The following is a 6000-nucleotide window of genomic DNA, read 5'->3' on the forward strand; positions in this document are numbered from 1 at the left end:
AACAAATTCTTGACTTGACTTCGATCATCGTCCGGGCCTCAATTATCCTCGGGAGGGTATAGGAGCTTGCGATGGATTGGGCTGCCCTCAAATCGAAGCACGTGCGTGCAGCATACGACGCCGAAACCCGGGATCTGCATGTAAAATTCCCCGGTTCTCCGCCGGTGAAACATGCGGATATCCCACTGCACGTCTACCAGAACCTGCTGGAAACGAATGATCCATTCTTCTATTACCAGTACTATATAGCGCCGTCTCGCGTGTCACAGGGCCGACGACAACCGGTCTCCGTGGCGTCCTACGCGGTGAAGCTCGTCCTCCTCCTTGCCGCCTGCAGCCTGCTGATGGCGACCGGCCTCGATCCGGAGCGTGGCGGGATTTTCGAGGAAAGCGAGCTCAGATCCAATTAGACGCGAATATGCATGGGCGACACGCCCAGCTCAATCTCAGCGCCTGCGGCAAGGCGGGTGATTCCGGCGTCGAAATTGTCGCTTCTGTCCTGAGAACGATAGCGGCGATTGTTCCGCTCGCGGTCGTTACTGCCATCACGCTCATTCCGGCCGTTGAAATTGCGATAATTGCGAGGTCCGTTGTAGCTGCCGCCTTGACCGTGGTCGACCACGCAGCCTTCCGGACGGCGACARATGCCGCGGGCGTCAAAACCGCGGCTGTCGATGGCTTGGGCCTCGGCGGAAATAGCTGAGAGAACAGCCGCTGCCGACAGGACGACAATAAAAAATGCCTTCATTTCCTCACCTGGACCATCGTGACGCAATTTTGCATTTTACATTCCATAAACCACGAATGCGAAAGGCGATCCACTGTTCCACGAAGCCTCTCCCCAGGTGGCCATCAGTCAGCCGCTCTCCGCCGCCTGTGCCACCAGACCGCCAGTCGCCGCCGAAGCCGGCGCGCGAACGGCAGATCGTGCGAGAGCACAAGGAAGCCGAGCGGCAGCATCCAGAAGCCAAGGATGGGCAGGAAACCCAACACGCCGCAGAAAATGAGGGCCATGCCGAGTGCCATCCGCGCAATGCGCGAGCGCGGCATGCCGATGCTGAAAGAGCCGAGCACAAGCCTGCCGCTTGCATGATCGATGCCGAAGCGCACTGCCCGTGCCTTGCGCTTCTCGCCGCCTCTCGTCTCCTGACGATCATTCACGTTTGTCATTCCCCAGAGATGGGCGCAGGCATCCCAAATACAAGTTCATTTCATTTTTTTGAAAAAACCGCTTGGCAAATCGGGAAAGCGTTTGTATTAGCCCACTCACACCGCGCCAAGCAGTGATCCCTGGTAGCTCAGCGGTAGAGCATTCGACTGTTAATCGACAGGTCGCCGGTTCGAATCCGGCCCGGGGAGCCATTTTTCAAGTTAAGCGCCTGTTTCGTTGATAGTTCCGAATGCAGGCGCTTACTTCCCCACTTTCCCTCCCCGCTTTTGAATGCTCCCATAAGGGCTTTTCGCGTTGGGCATCGCGGACAACGCGCTTTTTACGACCAGTAGGCGACCGCTGGCCAACCAACCGCCGACGGTGTACAGCAAACGCCATGGCCCTAGATCCCGAAAAAGCATTTTTAGATTACAGTGCGGCGGACTGCAGTGTGCAGTTCTGGACCGCCGACGCACCTGCCGTGCAATTCACCTCTTTGGAAGCCGCCGTCAGGTTCGCAAAAGACCATGGCGGCAGGTGGGAAGAGATTGAGATAACAGTCCATCTGCCGCGCGAGGACATCGCCTTCGCCACCGGAAAAGTGCATCAACTCATTGACGCTCTGCCAGGTGACCTGCGGAAGAAACGGCAATGAGGTGGATTGGCGGTCAATAGAACCGGCGGGCGCCTGCCTGACGCCTCCCCCAAGCTGCCCGCTTTTCCAGACAAGAGCCAACCTTTTAGTAACTACACGAACGGCCGTCGCCGGGTCGGAATCCATCCGCACAGGCCGGGTTCATTGAATCTCCCGGCTGATATCCTGAGGCTGAGCCATATGAATTCGGCGCTGTCGAGCATGCCGAGGTCATGGCAGCAAGACTGATTGCTCCGGCTGCTACAAATGCCCGAAATTTGTTCATCGATTCCTCTCCAGTTTAGGCCGTGACCGAGTGACGAGAGCTTCTCTCCTCCCAAGTTCACCTTGTCCCTCAAGATATGGCGCTCTCTTCGCCGGACGTCAGCTCCGAACGCAAGATTCTTATCGATCTCGATCAGCTCCGCATGAGGATCGTCGATGACCAAGCCGGCCGGGAACAAAGACCGTGGTTCAAAGTTGAGTGGCATCAACCACGTAACGTCAGTTTCTGACAGGAGGTCTTTCATGGGTCGCGGTATTCTGCTTTGGCTGCTTGGTGTTCCACTGCCGATCATCATCCTTCTTGCTCTGTTTATGCGATAGGGACAGATCATGTCGGTTTCAATGACAGGTTCCGGAGAGATTGCTACTCCGGTCGAATCCTCCAAATCCGCCATGACATGGGGGCCTATCTTCGGAGGCGCCGCTGCTGCCATCGGAGTGACCCTCATTCTTTTGCTGCTTGGATCCGGGGTGGGGTTGACGATGGTGTCGCCCTGGTCGGGGCAAAGCAGCTCGCTCGGCACGGTCGGGGTGACGGCAGCGATCTGGCTCGTTGTCGTCCAATGGCTCTCCTCCGGGCTCGGAGGTTATATCACCGGCCGGCTGCGCACGAAGTGGGCGGCTGTCCATACCGACGAGGTGTTCTTCCGTGACACCGCGCATGGCTTCATCAGCTGGGCGCTGGCGACGATCTTCGTCGCCGGCTTTCTAGCCTCGTCGCTGACCTCACTTGCCGGTGCGGGCGCACAAGCCGTGGGTTCGGCGGCCACCGCCGCAGATACGGCGGCGTCATCGACGGCATCGACCTCGGATCTGCCTACCGCCTATTTTACCGACGCTTTGCTGCGTCCTGAACAGGCCCGTGCAGGAGCAACATCCGATGATGCTTCGGCAACGGCAGAAGTCTCCCGCATCCTCCTCAACGGTGCTGCAGCCGGCCAGATCGCGGATGATGACAAGGCCTATCTTGCCACCATCGTCTCTGCTCGCACCGGTCTTTCCGAGGCCGATGCACGCACCCGCGTCGACACTGTGCTGAAGCGGATCGACGACGCCAAGGTCGCCGCACAGAAAGCTGCCGATGAGGCGCGCAAGGCTGCCTCCACCACGGCATTGCTCGGCGCGTTGTCACTTCTGATCGGGGCTTTCATCGCCTCTGCCGCCGCAGCCTTCGGCGGGTCGCAACGCGACGAAGAGGAAGATCTCATCGTTACGCCACGGATCTAAGGCCCGAGGCTCAGGATCAACGGAAATTGGGGCGCGGGGTCGAAAGGCCCCGCGCCCCATTATGTGAAGCCATCCCCGGCTCTGCTGTGGTTGGATCATCGTCGCCCCCATGCCTTTTTCTCAGTGGCAGTTTATTTCGCGTCAAGCGGAACATGTGGTCGTCGTTGAGCTTCGGTTAGGTAAATCCCTTTTCGGAGAATGTAGATGGCCAAGAAGACCTCCCAAACCTCGCCCTCGGACAACGCAACGATCCATGATCAGAAACTGCACCGGGGTGCAGGCGGCGAGCTTCATCAGTTTGCCGAAGACGGCATGCCGGTGCTGACCACCTCGCAAGGCGGCCCCGTTTCCGACGACCAGAATACGCTTCGCATCGGCGCCCGCGGCCCCACCCTCGTCGATGACTTCCACTTCCGCGAAAAAATCTTTCATTTCGACCACGAGCGCATCCCCGAGCGGGTCGTGCATGCGCGCGGTTACGGCGCCCACGGCTACTTCGAAACATATGAATCCCTGGCCGCCTATACCCGGGCCGATCTTTTCCAGCGGCCCGGCGAAAAGACGCCGGCCTTCGTCCGGTTTTCGACTGTCGCCGGCAGCAAGGGTTCCTTCGATCTGGCGCGCGACGTGCGCGGTTTCGCCGTGAAGATCTACACGCAGCAGGGGAATTGGGACCTGGTCGGCAATAATATCCCGGTCTTCTTCATTCAGGACGCGATCAAGTTTCCCGACGTCATCCATTCGGTAAAACCGGAGCCCGACAAGGAATTTCCACAGGCGCAGTCGGCGCATGACAATTTCTGGGACTTCATCACGCTCACGCCCGAAAGCATGCACATGATCATGTGGGTGATGTCGGACCGCGCCATTCCACGGTCGTTCCGTTTCATGGAGGGTTTCGGCGTTCACACCTTCCGCTTCGTCAACGCGATTGACGAATCGACCTTCGTCAAATTCCATTGGAAGCCGAAGCTCGGCCTGCAGTCTGTCGCCTGGAACGAGGCGGTCAAGATCAATGGTGCGGATCCGGATTTCCATCGCCGCGACCTTTGGCAGTCGATCCAGTCGGGAGCCTTCCCGGAATGGGAACTCTGCGTGCAGCTTTTCGACAAGGACTTCGCCGACACGTTCGACTTCGACATCCTCGATCCGACCAAGATCATTCCCGAGGAGATCCTTCCGGTCAAACCGATCGGCCGTCTTGTGCTCGACCGAATGCCCGACAACTTTTTTGCTGAGACCGAGCAGGTCGCCTTCATGACGCAGAACGTTCCCCCCGGCATCGACTTCAGCAATGATCCGCTGCTGCAGGGGCGAAACTTCTCCTATCTCGACACGCAGTTGAAACGTCTGGGCGGTCCGAATTTCACCCATCTGCCGATCAACGCGCCGAAGTGTCCCTTCCACAATTTTCAGCAGGATGGCCATATGGCGATGCGCAATCCTGTCGGGCGCGTCAATTACCAGCCGAATTCCTGGAATCAGGGGCCGCGGGAATCGCCGGTTCAGGGCTACCGGGACTTCCCGGCCGAGGAACAAGGTCCCAAGGTTCGGCTGCGCGCGGAAAGCTTTGCCGATCATTACAGCCAGGCCCGACAGTTCTACATCAGCCAGACTCCGCCGGAGCAACGCCATATCGCCGCGGCGCTGATCTTCGAACTGAGCAAGGTCGAAACGCCGGTCATTCGTGAGCGTATGGTCTCGCACCTGATGAACATCGATGAGACGCTGGCCAGTAAGGTCGGCCACGCACTCGGCTTCAAATCGATGCCAAAGCCTGCCGATGCCGCCATGCCGACGCGGCAGGATCTCGAGCCGTCGCCGGGGCTCAGCATCATAGAGCGCGGTCCGAAGCGGTTCGAAGGACGCAAGCTCGGCATTCTTGTCAGCGATGGCACCGATGCCGCCATCTTCAAGGCGCTGCTGGCCGAGATCACCGAGCAGAAGGCAACATTCGAAGTGATCGCGCCAAAGATCGGCGGCGTGACACTCTCGGACGGCAATTGGATTGAAGCACATCAGATGATCGACGGCGGACCTTCGGTACTTTACGACGCCGTCGCCCTCCTCCCCTCGGCCGAGGGAACCGGCGATCTCTTGAAGGAGGCAACGGCCCGCGATTTCGTGGCGGACGCCTTCGTACACTGCAAGTTCATCGGCTATGTGGAAACAGCGCTGCCGCTGATGCAGAAGGCCGGAATTGCCGATTCCCTGGATGAGGGCGTGATTGCGCTCGGAGCGGCGAAGGATGTTACGACTTTTATCAAGGCGCTTGGCAAACTGCGGATCTGGGGTCGGGAGCCATCGGTCAAATTGAATTGACCGTCTCGTCGCCATGTCCGCACGAGAGTGGCTAGTCGTCGGAATAAACCCGCGGAAACGCGGGTTTTATGTCGTTTGCGGCGCCCTATTTATTGAGCCCAGGTGATGGAAGCTGCTCCATCTCCAGTTTTACGCGCTGTGGAGAGCCGTATGCGCTGGCACTTTCGACAGATCTCTGATTTGGCCATCTTATGGGCAGGCCATCGTGTGGTCCCTGTCACGTTGATCGTGTTCGCAGCCATTTGGGCGGCAGTGGGTCTCAGCTTTTCCTTCCCAAGGCAGTGGTTTTTGCTGACCAATATGGTCGGTACCCTCATCATATTTTTTATCTTACTGCTGGTGCAGCACTCCCAAAACCGGGACATGACGGCGCTCCATACCA

The 6000-nt window shown here is 58.5% G+C and carries 8 protein-coding genes and 1 tRNA gene; 6 read left to right on the forward strand and 3 right to left on the reverse strand.

All coding sequences use genetic code 11. The annotated features are described in order from the left end of the window. Positions 1-71: 71 nt before the first annotated feature. Entirely contained in the window at positions 72-410 is a 339-nt protein-coding gene (locus tag AC1ECN_RS12910) for a KTSC domain-containing protein (RefSeq protein WP_130672466.1), read from the forward strand. Here the strand turns inward: AC1ECN_RS12910 and AC1ECN_RS12915 are convergent. Both AC1ECN_RS12915 and AC1ECN_RS12920 read right to left on the reverse strand, forming a co-directional pair. Next, positions 407-748: a hypothetical protein gene (locus AC1ECN_RS12915; protein ID WP_130672465.1), complete on the reverse strand. Its 342-nt coding sequence runs from the start codon at positions 746-748 to the stop codon at positions 407-409. The two genes, AC1ECN_RS12910 and AC1ECN_RS12915, sit on opposite strands and share 4 nt — an antisense overlap. 104 nt (positions 749-852) lie before the next feature. After that, entirely contained in the window at positions 853-1170 is a 318-nt protein-coding gene (locus tag AC1ECN_RS12920; RefSeq protein ID WP_130672464.1) for a hypothetical protein, read from the reverse strand. A gap of 117 nt (positions 1171-1287) precedes the next feature. Between AC1ECN_RS12920 and AC1ECN_RS12925 the strand changes: the two genes are divergently transcribed. Together AC1ECN_RS12925 and AC1ECN_RS12930 are read left to right on the forward strand one after the other, a co-directional pair. Next, a tRNA-Asn gene (locus tag AC1ECN_RS12925) sits at positions 1288-1362 on the forward strand. 185 nt (positions 1363-1547) lie between these two features. Then, positions 1548-1805, forward strand: coding sequence for a hypothetical protein (locus AC1ECN_RS12930; protein ID WP_130672463.1), 258 nt, complete (start codon positions 1548-1550; stop codon positions 1803-1805). Between the two features lie 85 nt (positions 1806-1890). On the opposite strand, the gene AC1ECN_RS12935 is transcribed toward AC1ECN_RS12930, so the two are convergent. Beyond that, entirely contained in the window at positions 1891-2070 is a 180-nt protein-coding gene (locus AC1ECN_RS12935; RefSeq protein WP_075223932.1) for a hypothetical protein, read from the reverse strand. Between the two features lie 329 nt (positions 2071-2399). Between AC1ECN_RS12935 and AC1ECN_RS12940 the strand changes: the two genes are divergently transcribed. The 3 genes from AC1ECN_RS12940 to AC1ECN_RS12950 form a co-directional block, all read left to right on the forward strand. Continuing rightward, on the forward strand, positions 2400-3296 hold the full coding sequence (locus AC1ECN_RS12940) for a hypothetical protein (RefSeq protein ID WP_130672462.1): 897 nt from the start codon (positions 2400-2402) through the stop codon (positions 3294-3296). A gap of 204 nt (positions 3297-3500) precedes the next feature. Continuing rightward, positions 3501-5618 (forward strand): catalase, encoded by a 2118-nt coding sequence (gene katE, locus AC1ECN_RS12945; RefSeq protein WP_477953141.1) that lies wholly within the window; start codon positions 3501-3503, stop codon positions 5616-5618. A gap of 150 nt (positions 5619-5768) precedes the next feature. Further along, a partial coding sequence (locus AC1ECN_RS12950) for a low affinity iron permease family protein (RefSeq protein ID WP_477953143.1) occupies positions 5769-6000 on the forward strand: 232 nt, incomplete at its 3' end.

This window comes from Rhizobium sp. 01N447_2 (genome assembly GCF_056399245.1).